Here is a 15,749-nt window from a genome sequence, read left to right on the forward strand (position 1 = left end):
ATGGTTTATTCGCGCAGAGGCTCCATGCACAAGCACTCATTGACACCTCATCGTCTGCTCGCTCTGCTGCTGTTGAGTTCGACGCTGACTCCGCTGGCGGCGCGGGCCGATATCCATTTGCTGGCCCCCAGCCGCACGCTGGACCCGACTCAGCCCTTCAAGCTCAGCCTGATGCTGAGTGCCGAGGCCGAGCCGCGTTCCTACGCCTTGCCTGAAGTTCTGCGTGTGACGCTGACACCGGACCTGGGTGCGCTGACTGCAGTGAACCTGCGGCTCGAGTCCCCGCTGCCGCCGCAAATCGATCTGCACCCGGGCGAGTTTTTGCGCATCAACTATGTGGGCGAGTTGCCGGCCAATCTGCGCGGACGCGTGCGCATCGACGCGCTGGACCTTGATGTGCCGGCGATGCTGGTGCAACTTTCGACACCTACACCTGCACCTACATCGACGGCGGCGCCATCTGCCGCAATTGCTGCCGCGCCTATGGACGCCGCCAGCGCGCCTGCCGTCACGACCTTGGCCGTGCGCGCCGACAGCGACCCCAATTTGCAAGACCAAGGCCGGCTGAGCTTCAACGAGCCGATGTTTGCCGCAGTTGGCCCCGGCATCGAGGCCAATGCCAAGTTCCAGATCAGCTTCAGGCTGCGCTTGTACGAGCCGGCCGACAAGCTCTCACGCCGCCTTGTCGACAATCTGTACCTGGGCTATACCCAAACGGCTTTTTGGGATTTGACTGGTGACTCCAAGCCCTTCGTGGACACCAAGTACAAGCCCGGCTTTTTCTATCAGTCGCCCAGCACCGGTTGGCGCGCAGGGGGCAATGAGGTCGGCTTTGCGGCCGGCTACGAGCATGAATCGAATGGCCGTGATGACCTCGACGCCAAGTCGCGCAGCATTGACATCTTGTATGTGAAGCCCTTGTTCACCTTCGGTGACAGCGCGGGTTTCCACACCACCTTCGAGCCCAAGCTCTACGTCTATCTGGACAAGGATGAAAACCCGGATATGCACAAATACCGGGGCTACGGCGATTTCCGCTTCACCTACGGCAAGAAAAATGATTGGCAGATTGCCATGGATCTGCGCAAGGGCACGCTGGCCAAGGCCTTCAGCGCCGATGTGCAGGCGACCTATCCGCTGAATCGATTTGTCCCCGGACTATCGGGTTACTTGATGGCCCAGTACTTCACTGGTTATGGTGAGACGCTGCTGAACTACAACAAGCGCGAGCCTTGGGCGCTGCGCTTGGGCTACGCGATCTGGCGCTGATGCTGATGTGAGCCCCCCGTCCAAGCCCGCCTTGCTGGACGCGGGCGGGCCTGGCCGGCCCCCCGTGGGGGCGGCGATTGACGCGGCAGCGAGCCGCGTCAACATCGCCATCGCGGGCCGGCTTGGGGCGGCCCGGCGCTCGGCCCGAGCTCCGCTTGCTTGCTTGGGTTCAGACCTTACGCATCAGTAAGGGCTAAGGGTAGCCATGTCTTAGTCGCTGGCCGCTGGATCGCCTTGGCGCCCCGGCGGGGCGGTGGCCCAGGGCTCGCGAGACTGGGCCATGTGATAGCCGAATTGATACAGCATATTCATCTGCACGGGGTCAAAGGTTTCGGCGCTCGTCATGCTGACGTCATTGGGAATGGTGACCCAGCGAAAGCCGGCCCCGAACTGCTGGGCATGGCCGTAAATCCGGAACAAATCGCCCAGCACCGCGACGCGGCCGGTGGCGTCGAGCACGCGGATGGCAATCGCCGACATGCTGCGGGCAACCGGGTCGGGCACCGGCAGCAGCTGGCCGTTGTGGATGACATAGAAGTCTTCATGGCCGGCGCCGAGGCCGCCTCGCTCTTGAATGATTGCGGAGCGGAAGACGCCGCCGTTGACGAAGACGCGTGAGCCGACGCCACCGTCGACATGCATCTCGTCATAGCTTCTCGGCTCGGCCCTGCCTTCGCCGCTGCTCTCGTCCTGGACTTCCACCTTGAAGTAGACCGGCGGAAAGGCGACCGGTATCGAGGCCGAGGCCAGCATGACCTTGCGGAACAACTCAAGCGCTTCGGGGCGGCCGCTGCTGGCGATCAGGCCCATATTCCAGATCACAAAGGCGCGCGCGTCGAGGTCGGCGGTACCGATATATAGGCGCCGGCCCTGGCCATGGGCAAGCGCTATCTGGCCCAGAAACTTGGCATCGACATTGCGCTCGATGATGGCCGCCAGTGGCTCGGTGCTGGCCAAGGCTTCGCCGGACAGCAACTGGCGCAGCAGCGAGCCCAGCTTGAAGATGTCGCGCGAACTGGTGGTGGTGTAGAACTCGCGCAAGGCCGGGTCATAGGCCGGGCCCAGGAAGGCAAAGGGCGCCATCAGCGCGCCGGTGGAGACGCCGGTGACGATCTTGAAGACGGGCCGGGTGCCGCTGCTGGTCCAACCATTGATGAAGCCCGCGCCGAAAGCGCCATTGGCGCCACCCCCCGACAGGGCCAGATGCGCATAACGGACCGAACCATCGGCGCTGGCTGGAAAGTCATTGGGAGATTCCATTTTGAACGAGGCCGCCAGATCCGCCTCCATGGCCGCACTGGGCAGGCCCGCTCTGGCACGAATATCGGGCATGCCGGGTACCGCAGCGGCGGTGGACAGCCGCGGCGGCACCGGATTGCGCGGCAAAGAGCCGCAAGCGCTCAGCAAGACCAGCAGGCCGAGCAGGCTGATTTGCAGTGAGTGCCGCAATGAACGCCGCAGGGCAGTCGATGAACTCAAGTTTCTCTCCTGTTGGGCATAGCTTGCCGGCGACTTCAAGCCGCCGTCATGCCGCCGTCATGCCGCCTTTAGGTCGGCGCTAACGCGCTACTCCGCTGTACACTGAAGCGCACTTAGCGCAGCCGGCCGCGCATGATACCCAGGCCGCACGGCGCTGTCTTATCTCTTCAATCAAATCGAGGTTTGCATGGTCAAGACTGTTTTTGCTGCACTGCTGATAACGGCATGCGCCATCGGCGCTGCGGCCCAGGCCCAGAGCACGTCAAATGGCGGCGCCAACACCTTGGGCAAGATCAAGGCGGCCAAGACCATCAATATCGCTTACTCGGCCGATTCTTTGCCCTTCTCCTTTGATGGCCCCGACAAGGCGCCCTTGGGTTTCTCGATTGAGCTGTGCAAACGGGTGGTGGCACAGATTGGCCGCGCGGTGGGCGAGCCTGATCTGGCAATCAAATGGATTGCCGGCTCGGTCAGCGAGCGTCTGCAAATGGTGGCCAGCGGCCGCGCCGATCTGGACTGCGCCAACTCCAGCCAGACCCAGAGCCGTTTGGCTCATGTCGACTTCTCCAATCTGATCTTCATCGATGGCGGCGGCTTGCTGGTCAAGTCCGGCTCCCCCGTCAACCAGGTCAGTGATCTGTCCGGCAAGAAGGTTGCCGTGATCAAGGGGACGACGACCGCAACGCGTCTTGCGGATGCCTTGCGACTGCGCCTGGTCAATGCCGGCTTGGTGCCCGTCAACGATGGGGCGAGCGCCCTGGCGATGCTGGAGGCGGGAACGGTTGACGCCGTGGCCAGCGACAAGGTCAAGCTGGTGGGCTTGGCGATCCAAGCCAAGGAGCCGGCCAAGCTCGCCTTGGTGGCCGAGGACTTTTCAATCGAGCCCTATGCCTTTGCTTTGCCGCGCAATGACTCGGCCCTGCGCTTGGAAGTCAATAAGGCGTTGACGCAGGTTTATGTCAGCGGTGACATTGAAGTCATCTTCGCGCAATGGCTGGGCAAGCTGGGGCGCCCCACCGGACTGCTGTCGGCGATGTACTTGCTGAACGCGATTCCCGAGTAAGCTGTAGCGTTCAATTTCTTTTTCACTGGAGTAACAAAATGATCAATTTCTCAACCATTCGACGCGCCGCCACCGTGTTCACGGCCGGCTTGACGCTGATGCTGGCGGCTTGCAGCACGCCGCCTGCGTTTCAAGTGACCCAGCCTGCATCACGTGACGGCGTGGTCGAGTCCATCGTCCAGGGCCAGGTGCAAAACGGCAATGCCACCGGCGGCGCGATTGCCGGCGCGGTCATCGGCGGTCTGCTGGGCAACCAGGTGGGCGGCGGGCGTGGCCAGACGGCAGCGACCGTGGTCGGCGCGGGCGCGGGCGCGATGGCGGGTAATCACATGGCTTCGCAGCAAACCATCGTCTGGCAGATCGGCGTGCGTTACGACGACGGCAGCCGTGCCACCATTGAGCAAACATCTGCCCCAGCGCTGCGCATTGGCGACCGCGTGCGCGTGTCGGCCAACGGCATCCAGCAACTGTGATTGAGGTCGGCGCCGTATGAAGCGACGTGGCTTTGTCGGCGCAGCTGCCGCCGCTGTAGGGTCCGGCATGCTCTTGAGCGGCTGTGACTTCTCTTTGCGCGATGGGGTGCTCAACCCCTGCGTGCCGGAGTTACCGGCAGACTTGCGTGAGCATCCCTTGGTGCAGGCCGCTTGGCGAGGCATCGATGCCAGCAAGGTCTGGGACAGCCACTGCCATGCCTTCGGTGACGGCGCCTCGGGCAGCGGTCTGTGGTTCAACCCGCGCCTGAACAATATCTGGAAGCCGGTCGGCTACGCGCAAAAAGCGATGTACGTCAACGCGTCCTGCGTCGACGAGTCGTCCGGCCGCGCCGACGCCAGCTTTGTCGAACGCTTGCTGTCGCAATGCCGGGCCATGGCGCCGGGCTTCAAGGCCATGCTGTTCGGCTTCGACTGGGCGCGTGATGAGGCGGGCCTCGCCATGCCTGAGCGCTCCACCTTCCACGTGCCCGACAACTATGTGGCCGGCCTGGCCCAGAAGCATTCCGCTCATATCGAATGGGTGGCGTCGGTTCACCCTTACGACCCCGCTGCGCTTGACCGGCTCGACGCCGCTGCCGCGCGCGGCGCCAGGGCCGTCAAATGGCTGCCCTCGGCCCAGAATATAGACCCGGCCGACGCTCGCTGTGATCGCTACTTCGCCAAGCTCGCGGCCTTGAAAATCCCGTTGATCACCCATGCCGGGGATGAGCGCGCGGTACACGGTTTTGGCGAGCATCTGGGCAACCCCTTGCGCCTGCGGCGCCCGCTTGACGCCGGAGTCAAGGTCGTGATTGCGCATTGCGCCTCGCTCGGCGAGGGTGAGGATACTGACCGAGCAGGCGGCGCCAAGTTGCCAAATTTCGAGCTGTTTGCGCGGCTGATGGATGAGCCGGCTTATCGCAGCAATTTGTTGGGCGACATCGCCGCGGTCACGCAGGGTAACCGGATGAACGTGCTGTCCAAGCTGCTGGCACGTCCCGATTGGCATGGTCGACTGGTCAATGGCTCCGATTACCCGCTGCCAGGCATCGTGCCTTTGATTTACCTGAAGGCCGTGATCGAGCAGAACATGCTGGACCCGGCCGCCCTCGAGCCGCTGCGGCGCTTGCGCGAGACCAATGTCTTGCTGTTTGATTTTGTGCTCAAGCGCAGCCTCAAATTGAACGGGCGCGGTTTTGCGCCGGCGACCTTCGAGACGGCGTCTTTCTTTCGGCGCCCGGCCTGATGCACCAGTTGCCCCCCGATTACTTTGGAGACATTGATGACGATGCAAACTCGATGGTTCAAGCTACCGCTGACTGCTCTGGCTGTTGCGGCTATTGCGGTGTTCTCGGCCTGTGCGCCGCTGACTGAAAGCGCGCCAAAGCCCGCCATGCCTGACCCCGCCCACAGCAGCCGCAATGCGCTCGACTGGGCCGGTACTTACGCGGGCATCTTGCCCTGCGCTAACTGCCCCGGCTTGCAGACGAGGTTGCGCCTGAATCGTGACGAGAGCTTTGAGTTGTCGGTGCAATACCTGGAACGCGACCCCGAGCCTAAGGTTTCCCGTGGGCGTTTCAGTTGGAATGCCAGCGGCAACGCCATCACGCTCGACGAGCAGGGCGGCGGGCGCCAACTCTTGGTCGGCGAGGGCCGGCTCGCCATGTTGGCCACCGGCGCCGCAGCGACTTGGCCTCAAGACGGGCAGCGCCAGCTGACGCGCTTGAACCCGCTGCCCGCAACCGAGCTGCCGCGCACGCTTGAAGCACATCGCTGGACCTTGGTCTGGGCCACGGACGCGCAGGGCCAGCCGATTGGGGGTCTGCCGGCCGCCAGCCCGCGCGCCATCCATTTCAGCTTCAACGCCGGCCGATTCAATATCGAAGGCGGCTGTAACCGCATGATGAGTGGCTACCAGGTCGATGCCGAAGGCAAGCTGGGATTCAGCCGCATGGCCTCGACCATGATGGCCTGCGAGCCGGCCGCCATGAAGGTGGATGCGGCCTTGGCGGAGCTGCTTGCTGCACCGCTGAAGAGTGAGGTGCTGGCCGGTGCGGCGACAACGCTGCGCTTGACCAGTCCCGCCAATGCAACGCTGTTCTTCACTGGCCAAATGACGCCTGAAGCGCGTTACGGCCAGCCGACGCGGGTCTTCATGGAGGTCAACTCGAGAACGGTGGCCTGCAAGAATGCCCAGGGCGCGAACGCCGAATGTTTGCAGGTGCGCGAGCGCCGCTTTGATGAGCAAGGTTTGACCGTCGGCACGCCCGGCGCTTGGCTGCCCTTCGCCGAAGCCATTGAGGGCTATACCCACCAGCCCGGCGTGCGCAATGTGCTGCGCCTGAAGCGCTTTGACCGTGCGGCTGTGGGCGGCGGCGCGCCTTACCTGTATGTGCTTGACATGGTGGTTGAATCGGCGACAGAAAAGCCCTGATCTGACCCCTCCTTTCCCTTGTTCGTGATTCGTTTTACACAGGAGTAATCAGCATGAAGTTTGTTTCTACTTTGGCCGTCTTGGCCGTCGCGGCGCTGGCCACCGGCTGCCAATCTACGTCGGTACGCTCGGCTTGGTTCGACACCGACTTCAAGGGCCCGCCGATGAACAAGATCGTCGTGGCCGGCAGCGTCAACTCGGTCGCCGAAGATCGCTTGGTGGAAGAGGTGTTCGTTGAGCGCATGCGCGCGACGGGCGTGGACGCGGTGGCGGGCCACACACTTCGCCTGGATGACCCGAATCTGTCGCAGGCCGACTTTGAAGCGGCGGTGAAGGGCACTGGTGCGCAAGGCTTGTTGTTGGTCCGCGTGTTGGGCGTGGACACGCGCACCCAAGTCTCGACCACCATGGTGCACGGCGGCATGGGATGGGGTCACAACTCCTGGGGCCCGACCAACACCTGGGGCGGCATGCATTCGCGTGGCAGCTTCCCGGTTCAGGAAGTGCGCCAGTACGATCTGGCCACAGTTGAGACCAAGCTGTTTGACGTGAACACGCGCCGTCTGGTGTGGGCTGTCACGACCACGACCTTCAACCCGCGTTCGGTGGCCCAAGAAGCGCCACCCTTTGCCAATCTGATCATCGAGCAGCTGAAGGGCCGCCAGATCATCGCGGTCAAGTAAGGCTTTAGCTCTCAATGCAAAACGGGCCCAGCGGGCCCGTTTTTTCGTCCAGGCGTCTTGTGCCCGTAGCCCGTTCAAGGACTACTTCTTGGCGCCTTTGGCGACCCAGAGGTAGAAGTTCAGGGCCACGATCACCAGGGCCACGGGCACGCCGATGTCAAGCAGGTCGGCGGCGCCGTCCCAGGACATGATGTGCCCCAAGAAAGTGACCGCCATGACGGCAATCACGACCGTCACCAGCGTGCTCTTGAGATCCTCGAAGGTGTTGATCTGCAAGCGGGACGCCATCTTCAGGTCCGGGTTGATGAACAACTCATAGAGCCCGAGCGCCAGAATCAGCATCACGGTGCCGAGCAGGAACAAGTCAAAAATCTCGATGAAGTAGAGCATCAAGCCCTTGGCGCCTTTGGTCGAGACTTCCGCCGAACTCAGCGTGCGCGTAATCACCACCAGCGTGTCGATCAGCCCGTAGGCATACAGCGCCACCGCTGACAGCAAGGAGCCAATCACGGCCGCCATGACCAAGTAGCGGCTGGCATTTAAAACCTTCAACATGTCGCAAAAACTCCTGGTCAAGCGATCGTGCACGACGCGATCGTTGCTAAGGCTCTTGGGCCAAGCTCAGAACGAACCGAACATCGAACCCAGCACGACGACTGCAATCAGGCCCAGGATCGCGCTGACGATGCCGACCATCACGATATCAAAATAACTCTCTTTATGCGTGGCACCGCAGACGGCCAGCATGGTCACCACCGCGCCATTGTGCGGCAGGCTGTCGAGCGAGCCGGCGCCGATCACCGCCACACGGTGCATCAGCGCCGGGTCGATGCCGTACTGGTAGGCGAGTTCCATATAGGTCTCGCCCAAAGCGCCCAGCGCAATCGTCAAGCCGCCCGAGGCGGAGCCGGTCAACGCCGACAGCACATTGGTGGCAATCGCCAGGCCGACCAGGGGCCCGCCTTCGATGGTCAGCACCCACTCACGCACCGCCGCAAAGGCCGGCAAGGCCGCCACCACGGCGCCAAAGCCGACCAGGCTGGCCACGCTGATGATGGGCAGTGCGGCCGCATTCAGGCCGGCGTCGACCGTGTCACGCAAGCTCTGCAAGCGGCTGCGGTTGAAGGCGTACAAGACCAGGATCGCAGCACCCAGTGCCATCAGCACCGACCAGACGCCACCGACGCTGGCGATGGTCGTGCCACCCCAGCGCGGCTCGGCCAGGAAGCTGGTGTCCAGACGCGGCAGCACCAGCAGCGACATGGTCAGGTTGACCGCCATCACCACGATCAGCGGCAGCAGCGCGATGCCGATGCTGGGCAGTTGCGGGCTGCGAGCGCCATGTTCCAGCTCGGCCGGGTCAAACTCGCGCGAAGCAGTGGCGCGCTCTCGCACCATGCTGTCGCTGGCGGCATCAGCGGCAGTAGCCGCCGGGCCGCCAAAACCCTCTCCGTTGCGGCGTGCAGCCGCTTCCGAGCGGCTCAACCACCACATGCCAAAGCCGAACATGATGGCGGCGGCAATAAAGCCCAGGCCCGGTGCGGCAAAAGGCGTGGTCTCGAAAAACGGCATCGGGATCGCGTTCTGGATCGCCGGCGAGCCGGGCAGGGCCGACATCGTGAAGGTGGCCGTGCCCAGCATCACCGCACCCGGCAAGAGGCGGTTCGGGATATTGGCGGCCTTGAACAGCGCCTGACCCATCGGTGCGAGCACAAACATCGCCACGAACAGGCTGACGCCGCCATAGGTGACCAAGGCGCCGGCCAGCACCACTGAAAGAATGGCCCGCTTGCTGCCCAGCTTCTCGGTGATGAACTGTGCGATCGCGCTGACCGAGCCGCTGTCGGCCATCAGCTTGCCGAATAGCGCGCCAAGCAAGAAGAGTGGGAAGAACTGGGCGATAAAGCCGGCCGCCGAACCCATAAAGGTCTGCGTCCAATGCGCCAACAAGGGCTCGCCCGCGAAGCCGGCCGCTATCAGGGCGGCGACGGGTGCTAAGCCCAACACGCTCCAGCCGCGAAACGCCAGCCAGACCAGCAGGCCCAAGCCTAAAAGTATGCCGAGCAAGCCCATGGTTACTGCACCTCCAGCATGGCGTTCAGATCCAGCGAGGACCGCACACCCAGCGCATCGCCATGGTTTTCAAGGAACAGCTCGGCGGTGCGCCGGCCTTCGTCGCGCAAGCCGCAGAGGAACTTCCACTCGGTGATCATCTTGGAGCTGGAGTCGAGCTCGGTGACCCGGTCGGTGGCGATACGGTGCATGCGCATGCGCGCCCATTGCCCGCCCTCGCCGCTGTCCGCATCGGCGCATTGATGCAGCAGCGCGATCATGCGCAACTCTTTGAGCAGCGGCGCGTTGAAGGAAATCTCGTTCAGGCGGTTGCTAATATCGCGCGCGGTCTTGGGGATGGCCTCGCGCACGATAGGGTTGATCTGCACCAGAATCGTGTCACGCGATTGGCATTCACGCACCAGCGGCGTGATGGTGGGGTTGCCCGAGTAGCCGCCGTCCCAGTAGAACTCGCCGTCGATTTCGACCGACTGGAACATGGTCGGCAAACAGCCCGAGGCCAGCAGCACATCGGGCGTGATCTCGGCGTTGCGAAACACCCGACCGCTGCCGGTGCGCACATTGGTGGCGGTGATGAACAAGCGAATCGGCGCCGTGGCCAGGCACTCAAAATCAACCGTCTTGGCGAGGATGTCGCTGAGCGGGTTCTTGCCGCTGGGGTTCAGGTCATAGGGCGAGAACACCTGCGTCATCATCTCGGCGGCGCGGTACATGGGCGAATTGTCCAGCGTCCACTGGCCGCTCATGATGTCCATGATGCTGCGCTTCATCGGGCTGAATTTGGCGCCGTCGGAGACCAGTTTCCAGAAATCTTCCAGCGCGGCCTTGGCGCCGTCGGCCCCGCCATGGGCATGGCCGCTGGCCATCACGGCCGCGTTCATCGCACCAGCCGAGGTGCCCGAGATGCCGTCAAATGTCAGCCATTCTTCTTCCAGCAAACGGTCCAGCACGCCCCAGGTGAAGGCGCCGTGGGCACCTCCACCTTGGAGCGCCAGATCAACGAGGACGGGCTTGCGACTTTGGGGGGAGGTATTTTTGTGCATTGCAACATATTACCCATGCCTCGATGACAAAACCACCCCCCTAAGGCCATTTAGCGCCGCTCAGCGCCACTGCACCAGGGAAACCCCTAGGCCGATGCCGTTGTTGCGGAAGTTGTAGTTCTGTAGCGAGTCCGCATAGCCGGCAAAGCCGCGCACATAACCGTGTAGCTCGCTGAACAAGGGGAAGGCCCATTCAATCTGCACATTGCTGCGGTTCGGTGTGCTGGTGTTGAACTTCAGATTGTTCTGCAGCGTGGCCGAGACGATATGTTCGCCGAAGTTGTAAATCGCTTGCACCTCGATGCGGCCGGCGTAGTCGCTGATGTCGGGGTTGTTGTCGGTCTCCGCCTTCTCTTTGACGCGCCACCAGGGCTTGACGAAGAGGCTCAAGCCGCCAGAGGTGGCCCCCAGGGTCGCGTAGATGCGGTTCCAGGAGCGCGACAAGGGGTCGGTCTGGCCGTTCGATTGGTGCACCAGGCCCAGATTGAGCATGCGCAGCTGAAACGATTCCGAGCCCAGTCGGAGCGGCATGGTCACAAAGGTCTCGGGTTGGTAATTGGACTCGCGAAACGGGCGGGAATCTTCGGCGTTATAGACCTGCCAGAAGCTCTGCTGGGTGTAGGCCGCCCACCAGTCGATCTCGCTGCCCAAGATGTTTTGCATCATCTTGGTCTTCAGGCTGAGCTGGAACTTGGCCTCAAGGTTTTTATTGGTCTCGCCCGCGCCGAGTGCGTTATTGCGTGGGTTGGCCGAACTGGGGTTGCGGTTGACATGCTGGCGCCAGCTGAGCGGCAAGACATAGACCGGCAGATGGGGCTTGACCTTGAAGAGGCCATCCTTGGTCTCGGGGTCGAGCTGAAAGCGCTCAGAGAAAGTTTGGCCGGTCCATTTGGTGGGGGCCGATGACGGCGCCGGTGTCGGGGCTGATGTCGCCACTGCGGTGGGCGCAGCGGCTGCTGGCGCCGAAATTGCAGCCGGCGCAGCAGGCACAGCAGCATTCATACGCCCGGCCGCCCGGTCATAACAGGCCAAACGCTCGGCGTCGATCTGGATCTCGGTGCAAGATTGCGCTGCGGCGCTCAGTGGCGCCAGGGCAGCCAAGCCGGCCGAAAGAAGATGGAGTTTGTTCATGGTCGCAGCGCAGGCGGTGATGGGTGATGAAGCGTCTTCGCTCCGGCAAAGACGGCGCCGATCATAGGCGAGATCAGCGCGGCATATTGCCGCCACTGGCGCGCAAGGGGTCGGTGCAAATGTCTGCACCGTCGGGCGGATTCGGTCCCCGCATCAGCCGCTCTATGGGCAGCCAGACGGGCGAGAGAACGGAGCGTATGGTCGAGCCGATCAGGTCGCCCCGGTGGATGCCGATGCGCTGGTTGTTCAGGGTGCCGCTGACGCGCAAGGGGGTTTGCAGGCGAAACAGGGCGAAGCCTTTGGCGCGTGGGCGGAACACAAAAGACAACTCATCGGTCGCCAAGTCGGCAAAGCCCTTGCCATGCACGCGCACCCGGGTGGTGTCTATGGTCAGGTTGTCTTCGGTCAGCTTGCCGTCCTTGAGGTCGAAGCGCGCCACCACGCAATTCACCTGCGGCTGTCCGCCCGGATCAAACAGCGGTATGAGGTTCAAAACCAGATTGACCGACCAGAGGTTGAAGACATCGGCACGCAGATTGCTGGGCCAGACAGCCACATCGATCTTGCCATCGGCCGCGCGCAGCACGGTGTCCAGGGTGGGCGCTTTGCCGGCCAGGTCCAGATTCATGCTGAATAGGCCTTGCACATTGCCCTCGCGGCCCATGCGGCGGGCAATGATGCCGTAGTCAAAGCGCTCGATCACGGTTTGCGCCTTGAACTCGATTTGCTCGCCGGTTGGGTCAAACGTGGCCGTCATCCGCATGCCGCCGCCTGGCAGATTGACGAAGGCAGGGTCCAGGCGCAGGCGACCGTCCTTGAGCTTCAGGTGTAACTCTCCGTCGGCCAGCCGGTCCTCGCCGGAGAAGACCTCGCGGGCGACGACATCGACATTGGCGTCGAAGCGGCGCAAGAAACCCGCGCTCAACAAGCCCTCGGCGCGGCTGGCCACGCTGCTGATTCTGTTGCGCAGGCTGAACATGGCGCTGCCGTTCCCCTCAGCCTTTGCCTGCGCCGCCTGCTCTGCCTCATCGCTGAGCTCAGGGGTCGGGAAGTCGGCCAACTGAACGCTGCGCCCGGATAGGCGGGCATCCAGGCGCGGCCTTGGCCCGCTCAGGTCGATATTGCCGCTGCCGCCGAGCTGACTGTCGCCGACGCGCAGGCGCAGCTGCTCCAATTCGTAGCCATCGGCGTTCATGCGCACCGGCCCGCGCAGCCGCCAGGGCCCCCAGTGCGGCAGCTTGACCCGCAGGAGCGCGTTCAAGCTGTCGAGCCTGTCACCGCTGATTTCGAAGGTCAGGTCGCCTTCGCGTCCCAAGGGCAAGGCCACCCGACCTTCGAGCTGCAGCAGCGTGCCGGCGCCTTGCGCCTCAAGCCAGAAGGGCAGGCGCTCATCGACTTGGGTAAAGCCCGCCAGCGTACCGACGCGCAGACCTAGCTTGAGCGGAGTTTGGTCGACGCTGCCGTTCAGCTCCACCCACAGCGGCTGACCGGCCGCCGCATGGATGAATGCCTGGTCGATGGCGATGTCGGTCACGGGCCGCCGGCCCGCGCCGATCACCCTGACGCTGCCGCCGCTGATATGGGCCTCCAGGGCAGCCTGGCCGAAGAACTCGCGAACGCTATTGCCCTGGCCGCTCAAGTTGACTTGCAGAGCGTCGGCCCTGCCATCGAGGGCGTCGGCCGCACCCAGCCCGCGCAGCAGGGCGCCGATGTCAATGGCCTTGCTGGAGAGTTCGAGCTTGGCGCTGAAGGGCTCGGCGCGCGGGTCCATGGCGAGCTGGCCTTGCAGCGTCTGGCCGGCGATCCTCGCGCCTAGCGCCGACGGAGCCAAGCGCCCATCGCGCAGCCGGGCTTGCAGGTGCAGGTCTTTGAGCTCGGCCAGATCGGGGCGCTCCAGCACGACGCGCTGCAGGCTTAAGTCCAGGTCGGCATCGGGCCAGCTGAGCATAGATGCGAGCAAGGGCTCCAAGGAGCGGGGTGTGGGCTGTTGCCTGGGCACGGCGCGCAGGGTCGAGAGCTCGGCCATATCGACCAAGGGGCTGTGCAGCGTGGCGCGGCTGATCTGGCCGTGGCCGTCTGCAGCGCTTGCGACGCGGCTGAGGTAGGCGTCCAGCAGCAACTCGCTGCGGCCAAGCTTCAGTTGGGCATGACTCAGCTGCAGCGCCGCATCGCTGAGCTGCAGCTGCCCCTTGAAGTCGACCGCAAGCCTGGACGTCGGTGCAAGGCTCAAATAAGGCGCCAGGTCGCCGGAGCTGGGCGCCTTGAAGGCGAAGCTCAAGGCGGTGTCGCGCCAAGCACTCGGCTTGAACTGGCCTCGCAGGCGCAAGCTCATCTGCGAGGGTTTGAGCTTGAGGTCGAGCTCAAGCGGTGCGGCGAGCTCGCGCCACAGCTGCTCCAGCGAGCCTGCGCGCACAGACAGCAGCGCGCTTTGGCCGAGCAAGCTGCCGCGTGCCTGCCCGCTCAGGCGCCCACCTGCGCGGGCAGCCATGCTCAGGCGATCGAGCGTGATGGCGAGCGGCGCTGCGGCCTTGTTGCCGTCGCTGCCGCCGGGCCTGGGGATGTTCAAGCGCGCCCCTGCCGCAGCAAGCGAAAACTCGAGCCGGGGCAGCAAATCGTCCAGCGTTTCGCCGCTGCCACTGAGGCGCAGGTCCAGCCGCCCGAGCTGGCCATGGACTGGGTGCGCAGCGTCGCTCTTGCTGTCCAGTTGCTGCAGCAATGGCTCGAGCGCCAGGTCTGCGGCCCCCAACTGCAGCGTCAGCCTTGGGCTTGCAGGGCGGGTGTCCAGGTCGAGCTGGCCGTCAAAGGGCAGACCGGCAGCCTTCGCATTGAACTTCAGGCTTGCCGTCTGCCCCTCGCTGCGCAAGGCAAAGGCGCTATCACCCAACTCCACCGGCAGCCCGAGCCAGCGGTCCACGCTCAGATCCAGTTGCAGATCCACGCCGGCCGGCACCAGGCTGCGCAGGGCAAAGGGCTGTGGCCCTGCGGCGGGCGGCTCGGACTCCCGCGCTGGCAACCAGGGCTGCAGATCCAGCGTCGCGAACTTCAAATCTCCACTGAGTCGGGGGCGTGTGGCGTCGAGCGCAAGCGTCAGCCGCCCCGCCAACTCGGTGTCGCCCAGCTTTGCGCTCAGCGCGGTCAAGCTGATCTTGGGGCTACTTTGTAGCTGGGCCTGGCCTTCGGCGCGCAGGCTGGCGCCGTCGAAATTGGCAGCCAGTTGGAAGGGCCAAGGCCCCTGGCCCGTCAACAGCCCTGTCAGGGGAGAGCCTGTTATCGAGAGGCTCAGCGGCGGCTTAGCTGCGGCTGAGCTCTTCGCGGCCGGCAGCCAAAGCATAGACAGCTGCACATCCTCGCCGGCCCGGGCGCTGCCACTCAGCTCCTGCAGCGCCAGCTCATATTGATGGGCTTTGGCGAGGTCTTGATAACGAAGGTTCAGCCGGTGCAGCTTGAAGGGCGCGAGGTCGAGGTCTGCGGGCGCAGCGTTCGTGGCGGGGGATTGGCCGGCCGCCCAGTTGCCGTGACCATCGGCCTTGCGTTCGAGCAGCAGGGCGGCGCTGCCGACCTCCACGCGCTTGAGCGGCACGCGCCCGCGCAGGGCCTCCGTCAAGTCCAGTTCGGCACTCGCGTCGTCCAGCACCAACAGGTCGGCCTGGCTAAAACCGGCCGGGTTTTGAATCCGCAGCCGACCGAGCTGCAGCTCGATACCGAGGCTGCGCCTGAGCTTCAAGACCAGCGGCCCTTGCGTCAGCACCGGGCGGCCCAGGGCTTCGGTCGCATGGCGCTGCGCCGACTGGCGCCAGGGCGATATATCGATCGCCAACTCCAGCATGAAGGCGGCGACGAGCGGGGCCGCTGGCAGGGCGATCAAGCCCACAGCCAGCCATGCCCAACGGCGCCAGCTCAAGCTCAAACCCCAAGCTCCAATACTTTGGCGCGGGCGCGGCAGATCCGTGGCCTTGAGATATGCGGCAAAGACTTGGCGCGCCGATTGATGACAGTCATTGATGAATCATAAATGACAGGCACTGTGGCAAAAAGGCCCAGGCCAATGGCCGCTCGGCCTGCTAACGCTTGAATCGCAGTGCAAGTTGCGTACACTAGATC

12 protein-coding genes are annotated in these 15,749 nt (G+C 63.8%); 6 read left to right on the top strand and 6 right to left on the bottom strand.

Annotated features, from left to right (window positions below):
- Nucleotides 1–24 precede the first annotated feature (24 nt).
- Nucleotides 25–1,269: a phospholipase A gene (locus tag LNV08_RS13885; protein ID WP_263534312.1), complete on the top strand. Its 1,245-nt coding sequence runs from the start codon at nt 25–27 to the stop codon at nt 1,267–1,269.
- A gap of 210 nt (nt 1,270–1,479) precedes the next feature.
- Here the strand turns inward: LNV08_RS13885 and LNV08_RS13890 are convergent, their stop codons facing one another.
- Complete coding sequence (locus LNV08_RS13890) at nt 1,480–2,748, bottom strand: patatin-like phospholipase family protein (protein ID WP_263534313.1); 1,269 nt, start codon at nt 2,746–2,748, stop codon at nt 1,480–1,482.
- Nucleotides 2,749–2,935: 187 nt separating this feature from the next.
- Here LNV08_RS13890 and LNV08_RS13895 point away from each other — a divergent pair, with 187 nt between their 5' ends.
- The 5 genes from LNV08_RS13895 to LNV08_RS13915 are packed head-to-tail and all read left to right on the top strand — an operon-like array spanning nt 2,936 to nt 7,401.
- Nucleotides 2,936–3,811, top strand: coding sequence for an amino acid ABC transporter substrate-binding protein (locus tag LNV08_RS13895; protein WP_263534314.1), 876 nt, complete (start codon nt 2,936–2,938; stop codon nt 3,809–3,811).
- A 38-nt stretch (nt 3,812–3,849) separates the two neighbouring features.
- On the top strand, nt 3,850–4,284 hold the full coding sequence (locus LNV08_RS13900) for a glycine zipper 2TM domain-containing protein (protein ID WP_263534315.1): 435 nt from the start codon (nt 3,850–3,852) through the stop codon (nt 4,282–4,284).
- A gap of 16 nt (nt 4,285–4,300) precedes the next feature.
- Nucleotides 4,301–5,530, top strand: coding sequence for an amidohydrolase family protein (locus LNV08_RS13905; protein WP_263534316.1), 1,230 nt, complete (start codon nt 4,301–4,303; stop codon nt 5,528–5,530).
- 36 nt (nt 5,531–5,566) lie between these two features.
- On the top strand, nt 5,567–6,718 hold the full coding sequence (locus LNV08_RS13910; RefSeq protein WP_263534317.1) for a copper resistance protein NlpE N-terminal domain-containing protein: 1,152 nt from the start codon (nt 5,567–5,569) through the stop codon (nt 6,716–6,718).
- Between the two features lie 53 nt (nt 6,719–6,771).
- Complete coding sequence (locus LNV08_RS13915; RefSeq protein ID WP_263534318.1) at nt 6,772–7,401, top strand: hypothetical protein; 630 nt, start codon at nt 6,772–6,774, stop codon at nt 7,399–7,401.
- An 81-nt stretch (nt 7,402–7,482) separates the two neighbouring features.
- Here the strand turns inward: LNV08_RS13915 and LNV08_RS13920 are convergent, their stop codons facing one another.
- From LNV08_RS13920 to LNV08_RS13940, 5 genes are all read right to left on the bottom strand, one after another.
- Complete coding sequence (locus LNV08_RS13920; RefSeq protein WP_263534319.1) at nt 7,483–7,956, bottom strand: YqhA family protein; 474 nt, start codon at nt 7,954–7,956, stop codon at nt 7,483–7,485.
- A gap of 66 nt (nt 7,957–8,022) precedes the next feature.
- A complete protein-coding gene (locus LNV08_RS13925) occupies nt 8,023–9,474 on the bottom strand; it encodes a GntP family permease (RefSeq protein WP_263534320.1) in 1,452 nt (483 codons plus the stop codon).
- A gap of 2 nt (nt 9,475–9,476) precedes the next feature.
- The gene (locus tag LNV08_RS13930) at nt 9,477–10,517 is read right to left on the bottom strand and encodes a patatin-like phospholipase family protein (protein WP_263534321.1); all 1,041 of its coding nucleotides are present in this window, start codon (nt 10,515–10,517) and stop codon (nt 9,477–9,479) included.
- A gap of 60 nt (nt 10,518–10,577) precedes the next feature.
- Nucleotides 10,578–11,648 (bottom strand): phospholipase A, encoded by a 1,071-nt coding sequence (locus LNV08_RS13935; protein ID WP_263534322.1) that lies wholly within the window; start codon nt 11,646–11,648, stop codon nt 10,578–10,580.
- A 73-nt stretch (nt 11,649–11,721) separates the two neighbouring features.
- Nucleotides 11,722–15,555 (bottom strand): AsmA-like C-terminal region-containing protein, encoded by a 3,834-nt coding sequence (locus LNV08_RS13940; RefSeq protein WP_263534323.1) that lies wholly within the window; start codon nt 15,553–15,555, stop codon nt 11,722–11,724.
- Nucleotides 15,556–15,749 lie beyond the last annotated feature (194 nt).

The sequence above is a fragment of the Paucibacter sp. TC2R-5 genome, from assembly GCF_025717605.1.
Taxonomy (GTDB): Bacteria; Pseudomonadota; Gammaproteobacteria; order Burkholderiales; family Burkholderiaceae_C; genus Paucibacter_A; species Paucibacter_A albus.